This window comes from Mucilaginibacter sp., from assembly GCF_039921305.1.
Lineage (GTDB): Bacteria > Bacteroidota > Bacteroidia > Sphingobacteriales > Sphingobacteriaceae > Mucilaginibacter.
Window position 1 is genome coordinate 1 of the sequence record NZ_JBDSCA010000021.1, and the last position, 18,811, is coordinate 18,811.

An 18,811-nucleotide genomic window follows, 5' to 3' on the forward strand; every position below is an offset into this window, starting at 1 on the left:
GCCGCAAAAGGCGACCTTAAAGCGCGGGAACCGGCTGTTAAAGGCTAAACATTGGTTGACGCTCACTGATCTGGAGGGTAAAGCTTTGGTGCACAGCTATGCTAAAAAGTTTCGCACCGGGCTCACGGATAGTATTATTGACCTCCGCCTGCTCGGCGTAACCATTACCGCTGAATATGAAGAATGTGTAAAACGATCTGTAATGGAACTGACTAAACAAAAGCATAAAAAAAGGGAGGAGAAACTGAACGCTCACCTGGATGACAGCGAGCAGGGTCACCATTTCGCCTATATCGCCGGGTATACCGGTGGTGGCGCACCCTATGGCCTGGCCTGGGATCAACCGGATGAGGAAGAAAGGAGCATGTACCCCTATCAAATGTAAACGATTGAGCGTTAAATAATAGCGTTGATCATTAAAAAACGAACTATGAAAAAAGGAGAATTGTACGAATTTCTTGATAGCTGGAACCAATTGGATAAAGCTGAAGGTGATTATAAGCCGATCAATCCATACCAGTTGCACGCCCTCATGCTGGCACCCGGTTTCTATTTGAAGTGGTATTTGTCCCCGAATGACTTCGACGCGCTCGCTAAAGAGTTGGAACATACGTTTGAACCGGGATATGAAAATAAGATCATGTTTCAGTATAGCGATCAGCGTGTTGAAATTGAAAAAGGTAAAGAACCGGACGAATAAATCGTCTATGTTTCCAATCACCTTTTTCCGGCAATGTTGTGCAGATGGGTATTTCGACAGAAAGATTGCAAGTCCTGCTGCTATATCTGAATTGCATTATCAAACCAGAGATATGAAAAAGCCGCCCCGAAATGATCCGGGACGGCTGAACGAAATAAAAGGATAGATTATTTATTACGCTGATTTTGTTTTTAACCCGGTTACTTCTTTCCTAATATCCTGTGCCAATGATTTGACCTGCAACAGGGATTTGCGGAGTCTTACCCCAGCGATTTTGTTTTCTTTTTCATAGAATTTAACTGCATCCGCTTCAGCGGTGTTGATGAGTTCTTTTAATGCCTGAAAAGTTTTCATGATGTTTGAAATTTAATGAATGAATACAAATTGGTGAATTAATAGTAGTATGCAACGGGTGCAGGATCAAATCCTCATACCCTGTCTTTGTTCCTGTTGCTGTTCTTTGGCCTGATTTTGTCCCTTGCCAGTTGAAAGTTCCACCGCCGGCTTTTCAAACTGTTCCCGTTTCTGGCGGGTTCCTTTATCATTAAAGAAATCCAGCTTGCCATAGCGCGGCACGGCCTCGGCGAACACTTTAATGTCCTTGCCATCGGCAGCTTTAGCGGTAACTTCCACCCGGTCACCCTGCCTTAGGGCTTCCTTGATAGCTTCTTTTTTAACCGGGTCAGACAACTCCTTGATCTTGTAATTGTTCAGCGTTTTTTCCAGATCAAAGCCGAAGGAAGGATCATGGAACTGTTTGAATTTATGGTTGCCATAGTCGTCCTTTTTCTGGTCAAAGTCCAGCCTGATCCACGCTTTGTAGGGTTCGCCGTCACGGGTCATCATATTGTCCCGGTGTACGGTGCGGTTTTGCACCAGATTTGCCGCCTGGCGGGCGGTGAAGCCGTTACCTTCTTTGATATAGAAAGTCTGTTTGACAGGGGGGCTGAAATATGCAGAACGAAACTCTTTATTGATATAATTGACTGAGCCTTTATCCATACTGGCTAAAAGCTGTTTGCTTTCGGCGCTTTCGCCCAGACCTAATTCACTGGTGCCTTTCTGTTTTTTAAAGAACTCTATGGCTTCGTTCGGGCTGTCAAAAGTTTTTACCAACGGTTTGTCTTTTTTCTCCTTGTTCTCGGTTAAGACCATGTAGTGCTGGCCCGCCACCGTTGGCGCCACTTTACCCGCAGTTACCTCGTACTTATTAAACGAATAGAAATCCGACTGGCCCGATTTGCGGAAATGCAGGGTCATGTCAACCAAACCTTTATCGCCCGGAAACTGGTCTTTCATCGTAAAATAGCCCGGCAGGGCTTTCATGTTCTTTTCAAGTTCGTCCGCTACTTTAGGATTAAAGCCTAAGTCTCTGACCTCTTTTTTCAGGTCTTCTAAATTGTTTAAGTTCATCTTAATGTTATTTATGGTTAATGGATTCGCTTGTTTTAATTCTTCCAGCAACTGGTCGGCGTGCCGGTAGTAAAAGGGATATTCTTCGCTTGCTCGCGGCTGGTAACCTGCTTTTGCGTCCAGATAATCCAGGGCTTCACCGGCTGTTTCGAAAAGTTCCAGTTGGTGAGGTTGCAAATCGGTATCAGCCGGTTGCAATTCAAACACGACATGGGGCAAGCCTACATCCTGTGCATCTTCCAGCAGGCTAATGATCGCTTCCGCATACTTTGTTTCCAGCCGCATATCAGTTTTTGTTGATTTTCAGCAACACGGCTGTACCCGCTTTGAGCTTCACCCTGATCCGCCTGACTTTTTTGCTGAATAAACTTTTCGCTGTTTCAATACCGGCCCCTGCGGCCTGGGTAGCCAAAGTCTGATCCATCGGTAGGAAAGTCATGCTTTGCAGGGCGTTGCCGGAGCCGCTCCCTGCTGCATCCGCGAGTTCTGCCTCCGGCGCGTTGATACCGCTGAGTCCGTCTAAGGAGAATACCGTTAAATCAACCGGGATGATTGCGGTACCGATGCGGATATTTTTGATATTGAGCAACAGTCGCTGGTTGACGATGGTACAGTTTCCGAATAGCAATTGGCCTTGGGGCAGCAATAAACCTTTCAGGCTCATGGTATCCTGCAATCGCAGCCTGACGATACCGCCCTGCAAAACCTTTTGGTCACCGTCGACAGCGGCAGGAACCGCTCTGAATAATGTGTCGCGTACTGTTGGCGGGCTTTGCTGCCTGAATTTTTCGCGGGCCAGGTCGGGATTTTGGATGGCCTGTATCTTGTCGAGCATTGCTGATAGCTGCTGCATTTCCGGGTCTTCCGTTTTGCCCCCCTGCATGGTTTTGATCAGCTTCTCCAATCTGTCCGCCTCGGGGTTGCTTTGCGTTACAGGACTAACAGGCGGTGTTACCGCCCGTTCAGGGTGATTAATTTGCTGCCTGATCTGTGCCAGCTTTTGATTGATCTCTGCTTCGTTGGCTGATGCAACGGTATTTTTCAAGCTCAGATAGCGGGCTGTATCCTTTTTCATGCTTCCAAATGCGGTGCTCCCCACCTTGCTTTGCGTACTTGCCGAATCTCTTGCTGCCTGGTCGTAGAGGCTCAATTTGTTTTGTGGCTTGTCGTCCTTGAATTGCGCCTCCGGCAGTTCGGTATTGATACCTTTACTGACGGCGTTCTGATTATTGACTTTATCCTTACCGCCGCCCAGGGCCCAAAAGGCCATTGTCATAAAGGGCAGGATCAATAGCGGCAGTACCAGTAAAAACTTTCGCTGTTTTTGTTGTTGTTCCGATGTAAGCTGTTTCATGATTCTGATTTTTAAATAGCAGGTGATAATTAAATTGATTACTAATAACAGGCCCGGATGAGCAGCCATAAACTGGCACCACCGAATACCAGGCAGATGGTGACCAACAAAATAAGCTTCGATGCCCCGTTCCAGTGCTGCGTTTTCCGGTCGAGGTAAACGGCGATCTGCCTTTGCTTTTGGTCAATGACTTGCCCCATGTGGTTGATGACCCGGTTCGGCCTGGCCGTCTTGGGTTTTCTACTGAACAGGCCCATATTATTTATTGGTGGTGTTTAAATCCTTGTTCTCCAGTGTTTCCCATTTTTCGATCAAAAAACCGTGTGGGTTATTGTCCGAACGGGACACATTCCGCAAATAACCCTGCGTGACCAGGCTGCGCGTTACGGTGGATGTGGAGCGGATCAGCTTTTCTGTAGCGAAGCATTTGAAATAATACGGGTATTGGTTCATATCCAGAGCCACACTGTCCACCTCGATCTGCTGGCTGATATTGCCGGAAATAAGGTTGGTGTAATAACCCGATTCTTTCAAATTATTATAAGCGGTCTTAGCCGAACCGTCGGCCAGGTATAGGGCTTTCGTAATATTGGCCTGTACCACTTTTTCATCCGGGTCAAGCGTAAAAAAATCATGGTGGAACATTTTTACATGATCCCTGATCTCTACCGGGATATTGTCTTTGCGGTCTGCCGCAAAAGCCTCCAACGCCTTACCATTCGCCAGGATATAAATGTGGTTTTTATCGCTGGCCGAACTTTGATAGCTTTTATAAATGGCGAAGCAACTGATAGCTACGCAGGCCGCAATCAGCAAATAGCTGAACAGTTTGATATGCTTAAAAGCGGTATCTATATTTTTGAGTTGTGTGAACATGAGCAGCCCCCCTAAATCCTCCGCGCTGGTTAGCGCAAGGACTTTTTTCTAATGGTGAATCATTCTGTTAATTAAACCTTTCCCGATAATTTGTCTTTCTGATAATCGCCGGTGCTACCGCTACTGTTGTAGCCCTCCATGACATGCTTAGGAAAATTAGCCAGGTTTTTTGCGCCTTCGGCCATTCTTGAACCAGTTGCCGAGGCTGCTGTAGTGCCGGTGGAGACAACAGTGCTGGCCGTTCCCGCGCTGATACTGTTCACCCTTTGCAGCATCCCGTTACCGCCATGCGCGTGAACAATAAAGTTGGCCACAGTCGGAACGGAGAAATAACCGACAATGCCGATCAAAAGAAATATCGTATAAGCCGTGTCCGTCGAACTGAAATAAGTATCCCCCTGGCTTTGTATTTGCGAAATGTCCAGCCGGATCATGTTTTCCTGTACCTTGCCGATGATGCTGCCGAAGATATTGGCGATGGGCAGCCACATGAAAATATTGATATACCGGGCCAGCCATTGATGCAGGCTATGCTGGAAGCCATCGAATACAGACAGCCCGAATACCAATGGGCCCAAAATCGCCAGTACGATCAGAAAAAACGTGCGGATCGTATTGATACAAAGCGATGCCGCAGCATAAACTACCTCCAGCACTTCTGATAACCATTGCTTGATACTGTTACGGAAATCATAGTTCTGCTTGGCCAGCCAGAATTTAACATCGTTGCCGATCCCATCCATAATACCCTCATTACTGCCGTTCGGATCATCAGGATGGGTGTAGGCATACCATTTTTCGCGGCTGCCATCGCCGTTTTCTCCAACATACATCTGGTATGTAGACGTTTGTTTAATAGCTGCCTGTTTTTGCGCCAGCAAAGTCGCGATGGCGGTATTGGAATTTTGCAACATGCTGCCGGTAGCGCTGACCACGGGCTGTAAAACCCCGTTCATCAGGCTGATCACTGCCGGAAATAACAGGATCGCCATGCCCAAAGCGAAAGGCCGGAGCAATGGATAAAATTCGAGCGGTTCGGCGTTGGCGATCTGTCGCCATACCCGGGAAGCAATGAACCACAGGGCTGCAAAACCCGCTATGCCCCGCGCGGCGCCGATAAGCTGGCTGCAAAGCGGGATCATCTGGCTGTACACATTGTCGAGTATCGGCTGCATCCCTTTTAAATCATCAGCCAGGCCATCGGCCCGTGCAAATAGTGGCACTTGCAGTAGCAGTACCCCGATTGCACGGATGTAAATGAGTTTGTTTTTCATGGGTGATAAAGATTTTGAAGTGTTTGTACATCATTCTGTTCCTGTTGCCGCTGTATTTGCAGCATGGATGTTCGCCTGTTGAAACTTCGGAGGAATTGCAGCTTGTCATTGGTATCGGCATAAATGCGGTCTATAGCGCTGAGGCGCTCGTCATCGGACATGCGCAACCTGGACGCGGTGATGATATCCGCCAGCTCGTTGATATTATTTAAAGCGGCGCCGGTCAGGTTGCTATAGACACTGGCGATATAGTCAAGTTCGGATGCCTTGAACAGGCCGGAATTATTAAACCGCTTGTACGCTCTCTTATATTCTGAAAGAATACTCGCTTCATCTGCGATAATATCCGCGACCCGCGCATATTTGGCCACTTCGGGGTTAACCTTTAACAAACCATCTAAAAAAACCTGGTGCAAACTGAAATTGCCCTGCGCCAGGTCTTTTACCTGCCCGTAGCCCTGTGTCAGGATAGTATAACCCTGCCGCATATCCGAAAGGATGGCTTTGAACTGCGTCAGCTTTTCTACGTCCAGCAATAATTGTTCGATCTCGTAAGCCTGCGCGTGGCAAGGCCGAAAGCTAAAAGCCGAAAGCATAAAGCTTAAAAGAAGTCCGAAAGTCCGGGGCCGGAAAGTCCGGAAGTTTTTCTTAATTGATTCCATAATATTGCTTTAGGGTTTGAATGCTTTGGTTTTCGTTCTTATTTTGCAGCAGATACATTTTGACCTGGCCGCAGAAGGTCATGGTAAAGGCATACTTGTCTTTCATCGCGGCGTAGAGCCGGTCAAGGCGCTTGATCCGCTCGTCGTCCGTCATTTCAGCTTTGCCGGATGTCATGACCAATTGCAGTTCGGAAATGTCTTTACTGCATTCATCCAGTATTTTTTGCTGCACCACCCCGATATAATTTTCGAGGTCGTTAGTCATTCCGTTCAGATTTATCACCTGGTCAAATTGGCCCGGAATGGCGGTAGCATAGTCCGCAATGGCTGATGCTTTGGGATTATCCCTGATGGCGGGGTTTACTGTTTTGAGCGAGGTATAATGATCCGAATGCAGGTTAAATTCGCCCCTGGCCCAATAACTGATGCTGCCTAAACCATTACGGGAGATTTGATAACCCTTCCTGATATAGCCTCCATAGACCTGCAGGGCCACGATCTGCTGTTCCAAATACTTGATCTGCGTACTCTTCTGGTTCCACCATTCGGCGAACGTTTGGGCATGAACAGCGGATGAAAGAAACATGAGTAGAAGAAGCCCCAAACCCCTAAAGGGGCTTAAAAAACTTTTCAGCTTTTGCCTTTCTGCTTTAACCTTATTCTTTGATTCCATAATACTTTTTCAGGGTTAAAACTTCGTTCTCACTTTTAGCCCGTTGCAGGCTGAGGATGTAGTTTTGGTTATTGAACTGCCTGAGGTCGCTCTGATTGGTGTCAATACGGTCAGCAGCCTTATTGATCAGTTCGATGCGTTTAGCATCGGTCATCTGCGTTTTAAAAGAGTTGACGACCACTAAAATTTCATCAAGGTTCTTGATGCTCTCCTGTAGTATCCCGTTATACACCTTCTGCATATAGGCCAGTTCCTCTGTGGTAAAATGCCTGTCCTGCCGGAGCAGGCTCCAGGCATGATTGTATTCGCTGATGAGCGCGGCTTGTTTTTCGGTAATGTGCCGGATTCGTTCATAATAGGCGATCAGGGATTTGACCTGCCACAATTCGGTATAGTATTGCCCGTAAAGCTCTTTCTGTTTTTCTGACCAGCCGGAGATTTCGTCCAGCTTGAGTTTGGACAGCTGGTTTTCGAGCGCCTTTTGGGCGTTTTGCAGCCAGATGGTTTTGTTCTGCATCCGCTGTACCTGCAGGTCTATTGCTTTGATCACTTTGACAATCGCCGCTTTAATAACCTCCGCGATGGCTATCTGCGCATCAGCTTCTTTGGGTAACGCCACAAACAACGTCATCGCTGAAAGTGGTAAAATGACCATATACTTCTTCATAAGCCCCCCTTACCCCCCGAAAGGGGTGATATTTAATAGTGAATAATTTTGTTGATTTGTTTAACCCATTGTTCCCCCTTTAGGGGCTATAGCTTCTACAGCTTCCAGTATTCGCTGGCGCCGTTCAACAGGTTCTTTTTCTCCGGCTGAAAAAGCAGGAAATTTCCCGTTTGCATGACCAGCAAAAATTGTTTTTGCTGATCCCATTGCCCTGTCCAGCGCTTGACCTGATGCTGCTGCGGCAGGAGTTTGCCATTCTGAATGCGCCGGTAACCCGTTTTTCGGGTGATCAGGTAAATATTCTCGGTGCTACCTGCCTTTTCGATCACCAGCGTGTCATTGGCTATACTGAACTCGCTTTGCGCCTGGTTGACATAGGTGCCGGGAATAAACGCTTTGGTGTGGTCAGTTTCAGTATGGCAGGCGGCTAATCCGATAACCGCGATGCCCATCAGTAAAAGGTTCGTTTTCATATTCAGTTGGATGGATTTTGTTTAATACTTTGATTTTGCTGTTCAGCAACAATGGCTGCTATCGCTTTTTCCATGCTGCCCAATTGCGCCGCCAATTCCTGCACCCGCGCTTTTTCGGATGCTTCGGTAGTATAGGCCCAATAAGCTTCAGGGGCTACCTCCGTACGATAAACTTTGCTGTGCTGCCCGCCAAGGCTGATAAACACTTCTTTATACTTTTTATCAGGGTCGTTGGCCTTGTTCATAGAGAGAATGAGCGCCTTTTCTTTTTCGGTTAAGCCCAATAATGCCTGCACATCGTCAAATTTGTTCTGGTACTTGCTTTGGTCAAGCAGGATCTTGCAGTCACTGTTATTGACAATGGCCTGTTTGATGATGGGTGAACTGAGAATATCCTCAACCTCCTGGGTCACCACAATGGCTTCGCCAAAGAATTTACGGACGGTTTTAAATAAATAGCGGATATAATCTGCCATCCCCTCCTTCGCTATCGCTTTCCAGGCTTCCTCTATCAAAATGACTTTTCTGACGCTTTTAGGCAGTTTCCGCATCTTGGAAATAAAGACTTCCATAATGATGATGGTGACCACTGGGAACAGGATTTCGTGCGACTTGATATTGTCCAGTTCGAACACGATAAAGCGTTCGTTCAGCAGGTCGAGGTTTTCGGTCGCATTGAGCAGGTAATCATATTCTCCGTTCTTATAATAAGGATTCAAGACATACAGGAAATTACCCATATTGAAATCCTTTTCCGATACGTTGCCGTCCTTCAAGACCTGTAAGTATTCCTGCATTAAAAAATCATAAAAGGAGTTAAAGCCGGGGAATACTGCCGGGTTCTTTCTCAGGTGAACATAATACAGCGTGATAGCATTAGAGATGGCTACATATTCCGAACGGGTATAGCCCTCATTATCCTTTTTCCAGAGCGCCAGCAAAAGTGTTTTCAGACTTTCCTTTTTTTCGATGTCGAGTATTTCGCCTTTGGCGATATAAAATGGATTAAACCTGATCGGATTATCTTCGCTGTAAGTAAAATAATAGCCATTCGCCAGTTCGCAAAGCCCCTGGTAGCTATGGCCCACATCCACGATCACCACATGGGCATCCTGTTCGTAATAACCATTGTTGAGGTGATTGGTAAAGAACGATTTACCGGAACCGCTCGGCCCTAAGATCATTTTGTTACGGTTAGTAATAAAACCCTTTTTCATTGGCTCATCCGAAATATCGACCCTGACCGGCCGACCGGAGAGCCGGTCGCCCAGGCGAATACCAAAACCGCTTTGGGATGACCTGTAATTGCTTTCGAGGTTTAAAAAACAGGTTGCCTGTTCCAAAAATGTATCAAATGTATCGTTGAGCGGAAAGTCCGCCGCGTTACCGGGGATACCTGCCCACCAGATCTGCGGCGCACCGTCTGTTTCCTGCCGGGCTACCGCGTCCATCTGTGCCATCGCAGAACCGACCTTGTTCCTGATCTCCTGCACATGTTCAGCGCTGTCTGTCCAGGCTAAAACATTAAAATGTGCCTTGACAGGCAGTCTTTGTTCACTGATCGCTTCGTTCAAAAAATCCGAAGTGGCATCCCTGGCAAGAGCGTTCTCTCTTGAATAGGCCGATAAGGATTGCAGGCGCAACCTTTTCTTTTCCAGCCCCTTCATCGTTTTTTGCGCATCACCGATAAAAATGTACTGGTTATAACAATGGTTACAATCCAGAAGCAAACCCAACGGCGAGGCGAAGCCGATGCTGAACTTGGTCTTATCGGTGCTGTAGCGGTCATAATTGACCCGGCTGCCGCATAGCGTTGGCAGGTCTTCTACATCTGATAAAGCAAACAATTGACAATGGTTATTTCCGATCCTGATCTCATCTTTAAGGTGAACGTCTTTCAGCATCGGCCTTTCGTTTTCCCCTTGCAGGAACAAATACTGCTCGATCAACCCGGCCTTGTCTTTCGTTCCGGCCAGTTCATCATCGGTCAGCCTGTGCAGGTTAACGAAACCACTGTCAGACAGGATACGCTCAAAGGCCCCTGCTTTTTCCTTAAAATCCTGAAACAGGCCTGGATCAATGGTTTGCCTTGGTACGATGGATTTACGCATCAGGCCGGAGTAGCCGCTGCTGGCGGCTTTGCGGTCGTCCGGCTTTTTAGTGATCAGCATATAGCAGGTATGTTCCAGGTAAGGGCGGCCATCAAAAAAACGTTCACTGGCAGCCGATAAGAAACTCTGATCTTTGGTCGCCACAGCTTTGTACAAAGCTTTGATGAATACATCCATCTGGTGGTAGATACTGTTTTGTGGTAACACCTTGATGGCTTTGATCAGCGCATGATGGAAGGCTTCGTAATCACTGCCGGACAGGGTAAATATCTCTGGTAACGCTACCCGCCAGGCAATGGTAATATCGCCCTGCATGGAAACGATGCAACCATTTTCGACTTTGTAAATGGGCAGGATCTTTTCAATGTTTACCATAACTTGATGCTTTTAGGTGAATAAATATTTTACGGCTGCGGAATTTCAGAAAAGCCGGAATGCTTCTCTTTGCGCTCTTTTTCAATAATCCATACTGCCCATACTTGTGGCTGAGGCGGAAAATGGTCGTCAATAAAGCCGTGCCCGTGCCGCCGATCAGTGCCAGGCAGAGATAGGCATTGACCCCGCTGATATACAGGATGGCGTATAAGATCAGCAGGCCCACCAGGCAACCGGCCAGGTAGCCAATGTACTGCGCTTTCAACCCGTGAAATTCTATCGGTTTGTTAATGCCCTTATTGATATGATAGACTGAACTCATGATTGCCTCCTCTAAGTCCCCCCGGTTGGGGAGACTTTTTTTATGGTTTGATAAATATTTATAAGCCAAAGAATGACTTGAGTACGGTGGCGACGACCACTAAAAAAATACAGGAGCCGAACCAGGCCGCGGCTACCTTGTTGGTGTCGGGCTCGCCGCCGTTCCACTTGCCAAATACCTTGACAGCGCCGATGATGCCGACCACGGCACCGATGGCATACATCAGGTTGCAGCCTGCATCGAAGTAACTTTTCACTTTATTGGTCGCTTCGGTAATGCCCGCCGAACCATCCTGGCCAAAACAATAATTGATGGTCAGCAGGGCCGCAGCGAACATTAAAGTTTTTAACAGCGCTTGTTTTTTCGGACTATAGGGAATATGAGTTTTCATGGGAATGGTTTTGATGTTGTTGAATCTGATATAATGACTAGTTGAATGGGGATAGCTAATCTTTCCTGTGTTTGGTGATAGATACGGCCTGCCCGAAATCACGGTTATAAACGATCCGGTTTAGCAACTCTTCGGCACTAACTTCCAAACCGAGTTCGGAAAGTGCGTTGTCGCAAACCTCCTGTAGTACAGGTTCCAGCAATTCGCTTTGCAGGACGCCGGGGTATAATTCTATCTTATTTACGGCCAGCCGTATCAGTGTATCCCTGTCCTCCGGGTCATGTTCCCTGATAAAGTGAAACACCGGCTTGATATCCTCCAGCAGATCCGCTATATCACCCTGTAACAATTCATCACTACCCGTTTCCGATGTTAATGCTGCCGGTTCTTGTGTTAACTCGGGCAAAAATTCACCCTCGTTTGATTCCTCCTCTTCAAAGAACGCTTCATCCTCCTTTGCCGGGCCAAAATTCAGCTCATCGCTGTCCAGGGTGCTGACCCCGTACTCATCGGCTGGCCGCCCTAACAGGTCATCGTTCGTGGTTTCTGTTAAAGGTTCGGGGCTTTCTTTGTCTCTTGATTGGCCTGTCCCCTTGGGAACATCGTCCGGTTTCCTGCTGAAATCGATCAGCCAGAGCACTCCGTAGTAGATCAGCAGTCCTACACCCACAAAGAGCAGGTACTGCGGCCAGGTGATTTGATGTAACATAGTTTTGCTTTTTAAACCTGCCGCTCCATTGCGGCAGGTTTTGATAAAGCAAAATTGATTCAAGAGGCGCAGCAGAATTGCCAGTCAAAAACGCTTCAGAAAGATTGCTTACAACTGCTTGTTTTTGAGCTATTTATGAGAATCATCCTGCCGGGCACGATATATAATCGGGCATTTAAACCATGAAAACCATACACTTCAGCTCTAACGACCTGTTTTTGAACCTGTTCGCTTTGCCTTGCGCTTTTGCAGTGCCGGTAAGCCGTACAGGTCATCAATGTGACCCCGTACCGAATCCCGCATCGAATCGATGAACCTGGTCGGGCTGATGATCTTCCTTTCCTTGATCTCCTCGAAACGGCTGGTGTGTTTGCTGAGGTCTACATCCAGGCTTTCACTGAGCCAGTACATGACGTCGGCCAGCGAGGCCTCGCCGCCATTAAGCTGGCCGGAAAGCCATAAACCATAACCCAATTCAATACCGTTGATCTGCTCGCCGGTCCATTTCAGCGGCTGCCGGTTCTTGCCGGGGCGGATGTAGACCGCCCTTTCCGGCTGGCCGATTCCTGCCAGCGTATGGGCAATATGTTCCTGTAACATTTCATAGGCCCTGAACTTGGAAAACAAATAGTCTCCGCTCGTTGAGAACGCTTTATCAAGTTCAGGCACTTCGGGAATCAATACGCTTTGCACTTCAACGCCCCTGACAAAATACAATTCGTCCAGTTCATCCGCTCCGAGGCGGAAGTATTGGTAAAGAAAGTTGTGCTGCTTGAGGTCACGCTGAATAAAGCGCAATTCATCCAGGTAATAGGCCCGAAGCAACTCATGGTCGCTAACTGGCGCGTCAGACAGGTTATATAACATGACCTCGAAAATGTAGTGAGCGTAAAATTGGGGCTTGGTTGCCTTGAAGAAATAGATTTCTTCTTTTTTGTCCTTAAATGGGTTTTTAAGAATATACGCAAAGAGCCTGTCTAAGGCCTGCCTTGTACACCGCAGGGCCGTGGTCATCCGCTTTCGATGTTCGCCCCTGTGATCTTTAGCGATCTGTTCCAACTCATCTTCCATACGCAGGTATTCCTGCTTCGCAAAAACTGGTAGCATATAAACGTTATTTAGTGAAATACCGCCCTGCCTGTCATCAAGTGATCACAGTACCAACAAGGCGGCTAAACTGAAACTGTTTGCATCCTCAAAAAAAAATCAGGGTTTCCTAAAACTTTGTTCAATTGCCTTTGTATTAACTATTAAGCAATTATTCAGCAATAATACATCCTGGCTAAAAACAGGGGGTTGATAAATATCAATTTTTCAACAACTTATTTTTTATTATGGATGACGAACTATTATTGCATATCCTCAACCTGATACAGCCCTTATCGGCTCGTTTACAGGCAAGGTTTCTTTCCTGTATCACAGAAAAGAAACTTCCTAAAAAGCACAAACTGCTCCTGGGCGGACAAACCGCCAACGCGATCTATTTTATCAAAAGTGGATTCGCCCGTGCTTTTTATCATACCCGTAGCGGCAAGGAATGTACGTCCTGGTTTATGGGAACAGGCGACATCATGATCTCGGTCTACAGCTTTTACAGCCGGCAGCCAGCGCAGGAAACCATTGAATTACTGGAAGATAGCACGATCCAATTTATGAGCTGGTCGGATGTGCAGGGTATTTACGCGGATTTTCCGGAGTTCAACTATCACGGCAGGCTGCTGACCGAAAAGTATTATATCGCCAGTGAGCAGCGGGCCACGCTATTACGGACGGGCACCGCCGCGGAACGTTATGCACTGTTGCTGAAAAGCTATCCCCAAATCCTGTTGAAAGCTTCCCTGTTGCAAATCGCTTCCTACCTGAATGTCAGCCACGAGGCGCTTTGCCGGATCCGGTCCGGCGGGTTTGCCAAAAGGGCTAATTGATAAATATCAATTTTTTATGCAATTCAAATATCACTAAACATCAAATTTTTAACCATGAAAACAAAAATCCTGATTTTCGCGTCACTAACCGGACTGCTTCTTTCCTGTAAAAAAGAGGCACAGCAAAGCGTCATAACGGCCACTGACACCGTTACAGTACCAACTCAAAACCTAAGTATTGACCAGGTTAAAAGCTGGTACAACAGCAAGGCGACAGCCAGCCTGCATACACAGAGTACACAGCAGGTTTTCAGCCTGTCCAAACTCTCACCAGAATGGAGTAAGGCGCAATCTTTTTCAAACAAACAAGGAAATTACTGGCTGATGCATTTTGGAGGACAGCCCGCTTTGCAAAATGTAAAGCAAGGTTACCGTAAAGTCGCTTTTTTAAGAGATTCCTCGGGCCAGATACAGGCCCGTATCCTGGAGATCGTCCCTGATGTACTCTATATTCAGCGCAAACAAAAAGCCGAAACCAAAGATTTTACAGGCCGGGTGTTCATTTATGACGAGGATTATCATTTATTAGGCGGCAAGATCTATAGCCAGGGCAAACAGATCGGCCGTATTAAACCGCAAATCCAAGGTGCCGCTCCGGCCAAACTACAGACACAGATGGTTCAGGTCTCCGTAGATTGCCAGTGGTATGACAGCAATTATATTGACAGTGAAGGCGTAGCTACGATTTATTCCGAGAATATCTGTACCTATTCCGTTTACGATGACAGCTTCTACCCGGATATGACCGGCGGCGGCGGTGGCGGGACAAGCGGCGATCCTTTAGGGGGCGGCGGTGGTGGCGGTGGCAATGCGTCAAGCGCCCCGGCAGTTTCCAACCTGCCAGGTGAAGATCACCCCAAGGTCAGTCCCAGCCAATATATGAACTGCTTTGGCAGTGTGCCTAATAACAACGCAACAATGCAAGTTACAGTTTACGTACAGGAACCATTCCCCGGCACCAGCTTTAATTACGGCTCGAATTCTGTCGGCCATACCGCTATCAGCCTGACCAAGAGCAGTGGCGGCACGAGTGTTACGCAGACCCTCGGTTTTTATCCAGATGCGACCGGGAAGGACAAAATGAACGCGCCGGGCAAACTCGTGGACAACTCCGGCCTGAAATATAATGTCAGCATCAGTTATAAAGTTGATGCAGTTCAATTCGCCAACCTGGTTAATTATTTGAATAGTTCACTGCCCACCTATGATATTACGGAACTCAATTGTACCGGTTATGTCTATAACGCCTGTCAGTATGCGGGGATCACCCTGCCCAATCCTTATACTACAGTCGGTTTGCCATACCCGGACGGGACCCAGGCCCAGGCCATGACACCGGCGGGGTTAGGCAACAGTATTCAAAATATGGAAGGACAACCGAACGTTAATACGAGCGGAGGGAACATTCCGGCCAGTCATGGACCTTGTAATAACCAAACACCTTAAATTTGTATTGATGAATAAGAAAGTAAAATATGGGCTCTGGACGCTCTTCATCGTGTTCCTGCTCACCAATTATACGCCGCTGAGTTATATTCTGAAAGAGAATTATACCTATAGCAATAGAGACGGCAGTTTTACCATCAGCGAAGAAGGCGGTAAAGGGTTTAATTATGAAACCGTGATCCGGCGCTACGCGACGTTTCTTTGCCGTAACCCGGAAAAAGATTCAGGCGATAACCGTCTATTTCGGACCTTTACCGTTAAACCGTGGTATATCTGGGAATGGCATGATATGATCTTTCATAGCGAAAGATTCTGGTTGCCCTATAAAGAAGTGAAATAGTCCTTAATGCTTAAACGGGGCTGATGTGCCCCGTTTAAGCAATTAATCTGCAACATACTTCTGTTAAACAGGAGATGGAATTAATTACACAAATTTAAGCTTGCCGCACTGTGCTCAGTGGTCAAAATTTATAGTTCAGTGGTCAAAAAAATTGGTTCCGGGTACGGTATAGCGAAGGCGGATAGCCGGTGTGCTTATCCAGAAACTTGCGAAATTGCGACATATCGGCGAAGCCCAACCCATAGGCGATCTCTTTCAGGCCGGTGTTCGTGTAAATTAATAAAACCTTGCATTCCAGCAGGAGCCGCTCGGTGATGAGCTGATGGACGGTCTTACCGAGGATATTCCTGACCAACAGGTTCAGCTTCTGCTCGGTTAAGTGCAGTGCGCTACTATAGAAATTAGCACGCCGCTCGGAGATGAAATGGGCTTCAATCAAAGTTTTTAATTTTCTGATCATTTCAAGTTGCGGCGATATTGGCGCGGCTCTTTTATCGCCTGAAAAACCCTGCCCGGCGTATAACAGGATCAGGCAAATATAATGGCGCGACAGCTTCAAATCGGGTACCCCGTCTTTCATGGTGAGATTCAGGTGCCTGAAAAGTTCATTCATTACATCCTGTATCGGCTTTTGTAGGGTTACAAAGGGCACCGCGCTGAAATCTTCCATAATGCCCCCTACCTGCTGCTGCCAATTGGATAAAAGAAAACCGGAGATCAGTGCTTCTTCAAAAAGTAACAGCCAACCTGCCGATCCATATTTAATCATGCGATGCACCTGGCCATATTGGATCAGGAAAAGCCTGCCCGGCACCATCTCATATAATACAGCATCTATCTCATGCTGGCCATATCCCTCCGTGACCCATATCAGCATTAATGAATCATGGCGGTACGGCGCCCCGGAAATATTTCCTTCAAGCCCGCTGATCGAAAAAAGCTGAGCGGGGGCCTGGCTGCGCCGGAAACATAACATCGCGTTTAATAATTTTTGACCATACCCTGCCCCTACTAAATCATATGCGAAATTGTGATCAGCGAGGTGGTCTCTGAATCGCCGTCGTTAATCGTTGTAAACATATCACCGGCTCTTTTCTGCTTGCCCTTTTTGCCTGATATATTGGCGATGAAACTTTTAGTTATATTCATTTTGGGAGTCTTTCTGATCGTTTTCATATCGTCAATGATTAAAATATACGATTGAAATTATCCGCCTTTAACTGATAATAAAAATTTATTAACCCAATACCGGTTTACGTGTCATGAAGTGATATATTCGTGTTACGAACGAAAATTGATGGCATGAGAAAAGCTGCTGGTTTACGGATTAAGAATATCCTGGTACATCTTGGCATCTGGATTGGTTATATCCTGTTTGAACTGTCCATCGCCTTGCTCAATAACCCGGGCAACATTATCTGGTCAGATGTATTATTTGCTTTTATGCTGAATGCTGGCATCTTTTACGCCTGGGGAGAGTTTATGCTCCCCTGGTGCGGGCGGCAAAGAAGTTATGTTTTCGCTGTTCCTGGTTTTCTGCTCCTGATCGTTGTTTATTTATTATTAAGATATGGCGAAGATGCTTTTATTTTGCTTTTTATTCGAACTAAATCCGGTGTGGCCCATTTTACAAAAGATACGGTTTCGGCATATGCGTACCGGGGTATTCTCTTTATGATCTTCGGTACGGGTTATTGGTTCGCGAAAAAATCGGTGGCAAGCGAACGAAAACTTAGAAAAGCCGATGAGGAAAAGTTTTTACGGGAATTACATGAAAAAGAACAGGCTAAGGAACTGGCGATCACCCAAATGCGATTTATCCGGTCGCAGATCAATCCCCATTTCCTATATAATACCCTGAATTTTTTCTACTCCAACCTACTTGACCTTTCAAAACCACTGGCCAGGGCCATGATGATATTTTCTGATATTATGCGTTATACCATTGGTCAGGATACGCTGGAAGGAATGACTGATCTATCGTATGAGATCAAACACATAGAAAATTATATTGAATTGAACCAACTGCGCTTCCATCATGTCCTTTGCCTGAAATTTGAGGTTAAAGGGAGCGCCGAAAATAAAAGGATCGCGGCCTTTGTATTGATGACCCTGATAGAAAATGCATTTAAATATGGAGATATGACTGATCCTTCTCTGCCGACCGTGATTGAGCTGAACATTACAGACAAGCAGATTGATTTTTATATGGAGAACAAAATCAAGGAAAATGCCCCTCTTTTGTCCGGCGACGGGATCGGTCTTCATCATATCAGGAAGATATTGGATTTGATCTATGGCAGAAACTATAACGTTCAAACAAAAGAGTCCGGTCAGAAATTCCAATGCTCCCTACAAATTCCTATAGCCTATGATCAAGTGTATAATAATAGATGACGAGCCGGATGCCATTCACGTTTTAAAAAAGTATATAGAGGAAGTACCGGATATTCAATTGGTCAATAGTACCACCAAACCGATGGAAATACTTGATCATCTTAAATTGCATGATGCCGACCTTATTTTCCTGGATATTGAAATGCCCCTGATCTCTGGAATAAACTTTATAAAGCTGGCCAGGCAGATCAGGCCGGGCATACAAATTATCCTGACCACCGCTTATTCTCAATATGCTGTGCAGGGCTTCGACCACGAAGTGACTGATTATTTGCTTAAGCCTATATCCATCGAGCGCTTTTTGCAGGCTATACAGCGGGTTAGGATACCCACTAAACTGCATGATCCGGTCTCTGATGATAAAGATTTACCCGCTTTCTTCTTTATCAGTGCCGGGGCCAAAGGAAAGTCCGTTAAAATCAGGTTTGATGAAATTCATTATATCGAAGGCATGCAACGGTACGTAGCTATATATACGGCGAGCGAGCGGGTTGTAGGTATTTTGACTTTACAAAAACTGGAGAAATTATTGCCAAAGCATAAATTCAGGCGGGTGCACCGGTCTTATATCATCCCTGTTGATCAGATCAAATCTATTGATGGCAACAGAATTTACCTGCACAGTACGCACACTGTAATCGATATAGGAGTAACTTACCGGGAGGATTTTATGAATTTCCTGAAAGATAACAGCCCGGTTTAA

23 protein-coding genes and 1 pseudogene are annotated in these 18,811 nt (G+C 46.4%); 7 read left to right on the forward strand and 17 right to left on the reverse strand.

Features of this window, described 5'->3' with window-relative positions; translation table 11 throughout:
- Both ABIN91_RS04805 and ABIN91_RS04810 read left to right on the forward strand, forming a co-directional pair.
- Positions 1–385 (forward strand): annotated as a pseudogene (locus ABIN91_RS04805) (hypothetical protein); the annotation flags it as partial.
- A 45-nt stretch (positions 386–430) separates the two neighbouring features.
- Positions 431–700, forward strand: coding sequence for a hypothetical protein (locus tag ABIN91_RS04810; protein ID WP_348049032.1), 270 nt, complete (start codon positions 431–433; stop codon positions 698–700).
- Between the two features lie 174 nt (positions 701–874).
- Here ABIN91_RS04810 and ABIN91_RS04815 read toward each other — a convergent pair whose 3' ends face one another.
- The 15 genes from ABIN91_RS04815 to ABIN91_RS04885 form a co-directional block, all read right to left on the reverse strand.
- The gene (locus tag ABIN91_RS04815) at positions 875–1,054 is read right to left on the reverse strand and encodes a histone H1 (protein WP_348049034.1); all 180 of its coding nucleotides are present in this window, start codon (positions 1,052–1,054) and stop codon (positions 875–877) included.
- Positions 1,055–1,120: 66 nt separating this feature from the next.
- On the reverse strand, positions 1,121–2,398 hold the full coding sequence (locus ABIN91_RS04820; protein WP_348049036.1) for a hypothetical protein: 1,278 nt from the start codon (positions 2,396–2,398) through the stop codon (positions 1,121–1,123).
- Between the two features lies 1 nt (position 2,399).
- Positions 2,400–3,467 (reverse strand): conjugative transposon protein TraM, encoded by a 1,068-nt coding sequence (gene traM / locus ABIN91_RS04825; protein WP_348049038.1) that lies wholly within the window; start codon positions 3,465–3,467, stop codon positions 2,400–2,402.
- 41 nt (positions 3,468–3,508) lie between these two features.
- A complete protein-coding gene (locus ABIN91_RS04830) occupies positions 3,509–3,667 on the reverse strand; it encodes a hypothetical protein (RefSeq protein WP_348049040.1) in 159 nt (52 codons plus the stop codon).
- Between the two features lie 58 nt (positions 3,668–3,725).
- Complete coding sequence (traK, locus tag ABIN91_RS04835; protein ID WP_348049042.1) at positions 3,726–4,343, reverse strand: conjugative transposon protein TraK; 618 nt, start codon at positions 4,341–4,343, stop codon at positions 3,726–3,728.
- A gap of 71 nt (positions 4,344–4,414) precedes the next feature.
- Positions 4,415–5,617, reverse strand: coding sequence for a conjugative transposon protein TraJ (gene traJ, locus ABIN91_RS04840; RefSeq protein WP_348049044.1), 1,203 nt, complete (start codon positions 5,615–5,617; stop codon positions 4,415–4,417).
- A complete protein-coding gene (locus tag ABIN91_RS04845) occupies positions 5,614–6,279 on the reverse strand; it encodes a TerB family tellurite resistance protein (protein ID WP_348049046.1) in 666 nt (221 codons plus the stop codon). Before ABIN91_RS04845 ends, traJ begins: the two co-directional genes overlap by 4 nt.
- Positions 6,266–6,952, reverse strand: a complete 687-nt coding sequence (locus ABIN91_RS04850; protein WP_348049051.1) for a hypothetical protein — start codon at positions 6,950–6,952, stop codon at positions 6,266–6,268. The genes ABIN91_RS04845 and ABIN91_RS04850 overlap by 14 nt, the downstream gene beginning before the upstream one ends.
- Positions 6,936–7,607, reverse strand: a complete 672-nt coding sequence (locus tag ABIN91_RS04855) for a conjugal transfer protein TraI (RefSeq protein WP_348049052.1) — start codon at positions 7,605–7,607, stop codon at positions 6,936–6,938. Before ABIN91_RS04855 ends, ABIN91_RS04850 begins: the two co-directional genes overlap by 17 nt.
- 107 nt (positions 7,608–7,714) lie before the next feature.
- Positions 7,715–8,092, reverse strand: coding sequence for a hypothetical protein (locus ABIN91_RS04860; RefSeq protein WP_348049054.1), 378 nt, complete (start codon positions 8,090–8,092; stop codon positions 7,715–7,717).
- Positions 8,093–8,094: 2 nt separating this feature from the next.
- Entirely contained in the window at positions 8,095–10,578 is a 2,484-nt protein-coding gene (locus ABIN91_RS04865) for a TraG family conjugative transposon ATPase (RefSeq protein ID WP_348049056.1), read from the reverse strand.
- Positions 10,565–10,900: a DUF4133 domain-containing protein gene (locus tag ABIN91_RS04870; protein WP_348049058.1), complete on the reverse strand. Its 336-nt coding sequence runs from the start codon at positions 10,898–10,900 to the stop codon at positions 10,565–10,567. The genes ABIN91_RS04865 and ABIN91_RS04870 overlap by 14 nt, the downstream gene beginning before the upstream one ends.
- Positions 10,901–10,958: 58 nt before the next feature.
- Positions 10,959–11,291 (reverse strand): DUF4134 domain-containing protein, encoded by a 333-nt coding sequence (locus ABIN91_RS04875; RefSeq protein WP_348049060.1) that lies wholly within the window; start codon positions 11,289–11,291, stop codon positions 10,959–10,961.
- Between the two features lie 55 nt (positions 11,292–11,346).
- On the reverse strand, positions 11,347–12,000 hold the full coding sequence (locus tag ABIN91_RS04880; RefSeq protein WP_348049062.1) for a hypothetical protein: 654 nt from the start codon (positions 11,998–12,000) through the stop codon (positions 11,347–11,349).
- A 204-nt stretch (positions 12,001–12,204) separates the two neighbouring features.
- Positions 12,205–13,107: an RteC domain-containing protein gene (locus ABIN91_RS04885; protein WP_348049064.1), complete on the reverse strand. Its 903-nt coding sequence runs from the start codon at positions 13,105–13,107 to the stop codon at positions 12,205–12,207.
- A 227-nt stretch (positions 13,108–13,334) separates the two neighbouring features.
- Here ABIN91_RS04885 and ABIN91_RS04890 point away from each other — a divergent pair, with 227 nt between their 5' ends.
- From ABIN91_RS04890 to ABIN91_RS04900, 3 genes are read left to right on the forward strand one after another with little or no spacing between them, the layout of a single operon-like run.
- Positions 13,335–13,925, forward strand: a complete 591-nt coding sequence (locus ABIN91_RS04890; RefSeq protein ID WP_348049066.1) for a Crp/Fnr family transcriptional regulator — start codon at positions 13,335–13,337, stop codon at positions 13,923–13,925.
- Between the two features lie 54 nt (positions 13,926–13,979).
- Positions 13,980–15,371 (forward strand): hypothetical protein, encoded by a 1,392-nt coding sequence (locus tag ABIN91_RS04895; protein WP_348049068.1) that lies wholly within the window; start codon positions 13,980–13,982, stop codon positions 15,369–15,371.
- On the forward strand, positions 15,343–15,711 hold the full coding sequence (locus tag ABIN91_RS04900) for a hypothetical protein (protein WP_348049070.1): 369 nt from the start codon (positions 15,343–15,345) through the stop codon (positions 15,709–15,711). Before ABIN91_RS04895 ends, ABIN91_RS04900 begins: the two co-directional genes overlap by 29 nt.
- Positions 15,712–15,853: 142 nt before the next feature.
- Here ABIN91_RS04900 and ABIN91_RS04905 read toward each other — a convergent pair whose 3' ends face one another.
- On the reverse strand, positions 15,854–16,588 hold the full coding sequence (locus ABIN91_RS04905; RefSeq protein WP_348049072.1) for a helix-turn-helix domain-containing protein: 735 nt from the start codon (positions 16,586–16,588) through the stop codon (positions 15,854–15,856).
- Positions 16,589–16,722: 134 nt separating this feature from the next.
- Entirely contained in the window at positions 16,723–16,887 is a 165-nt protein-coding gene (locus ABIN91_RS04910; protein WP_348049074.1) for a hypothetical protein, read from the reverse strand.
- A 126-nt stretch (positions 16,888–17,013) separates the two neighbouring features.
- Here ABIN91_RS04910 and ABIN91_RS04915 point away from each other — a divergent pair, with 126 nt between their 5' ends.
- Together ABIN91_RS04915 and ABIN91_RS04920 are read left to right on the forward strand one after the other, a co-directional pair.
- Positions 17,014–18,108 (forward strand): sensor histidine kinase, encoded by a 1,095-nt coding sequence (locus ABIN91_RS04915; protein ID WP_348049075.1) that lies wholly within the window; start codon positions 17,014–17,016, stop codon positions 18,106–18,108.
- Entirely contained in the window at positions 18,083–18,811 is a 729-nt protein-coding gene (locus ABIN91_RS04920) for a LytTR family DNA-binding domain-containing protein (RefSeq protein WP_348049077.1), read from the forward strand. The genes ABIN91_RS04915 and ABIN91_RS04920 overlap by 26 nt, the downstream gene beginning before the upstream one ends.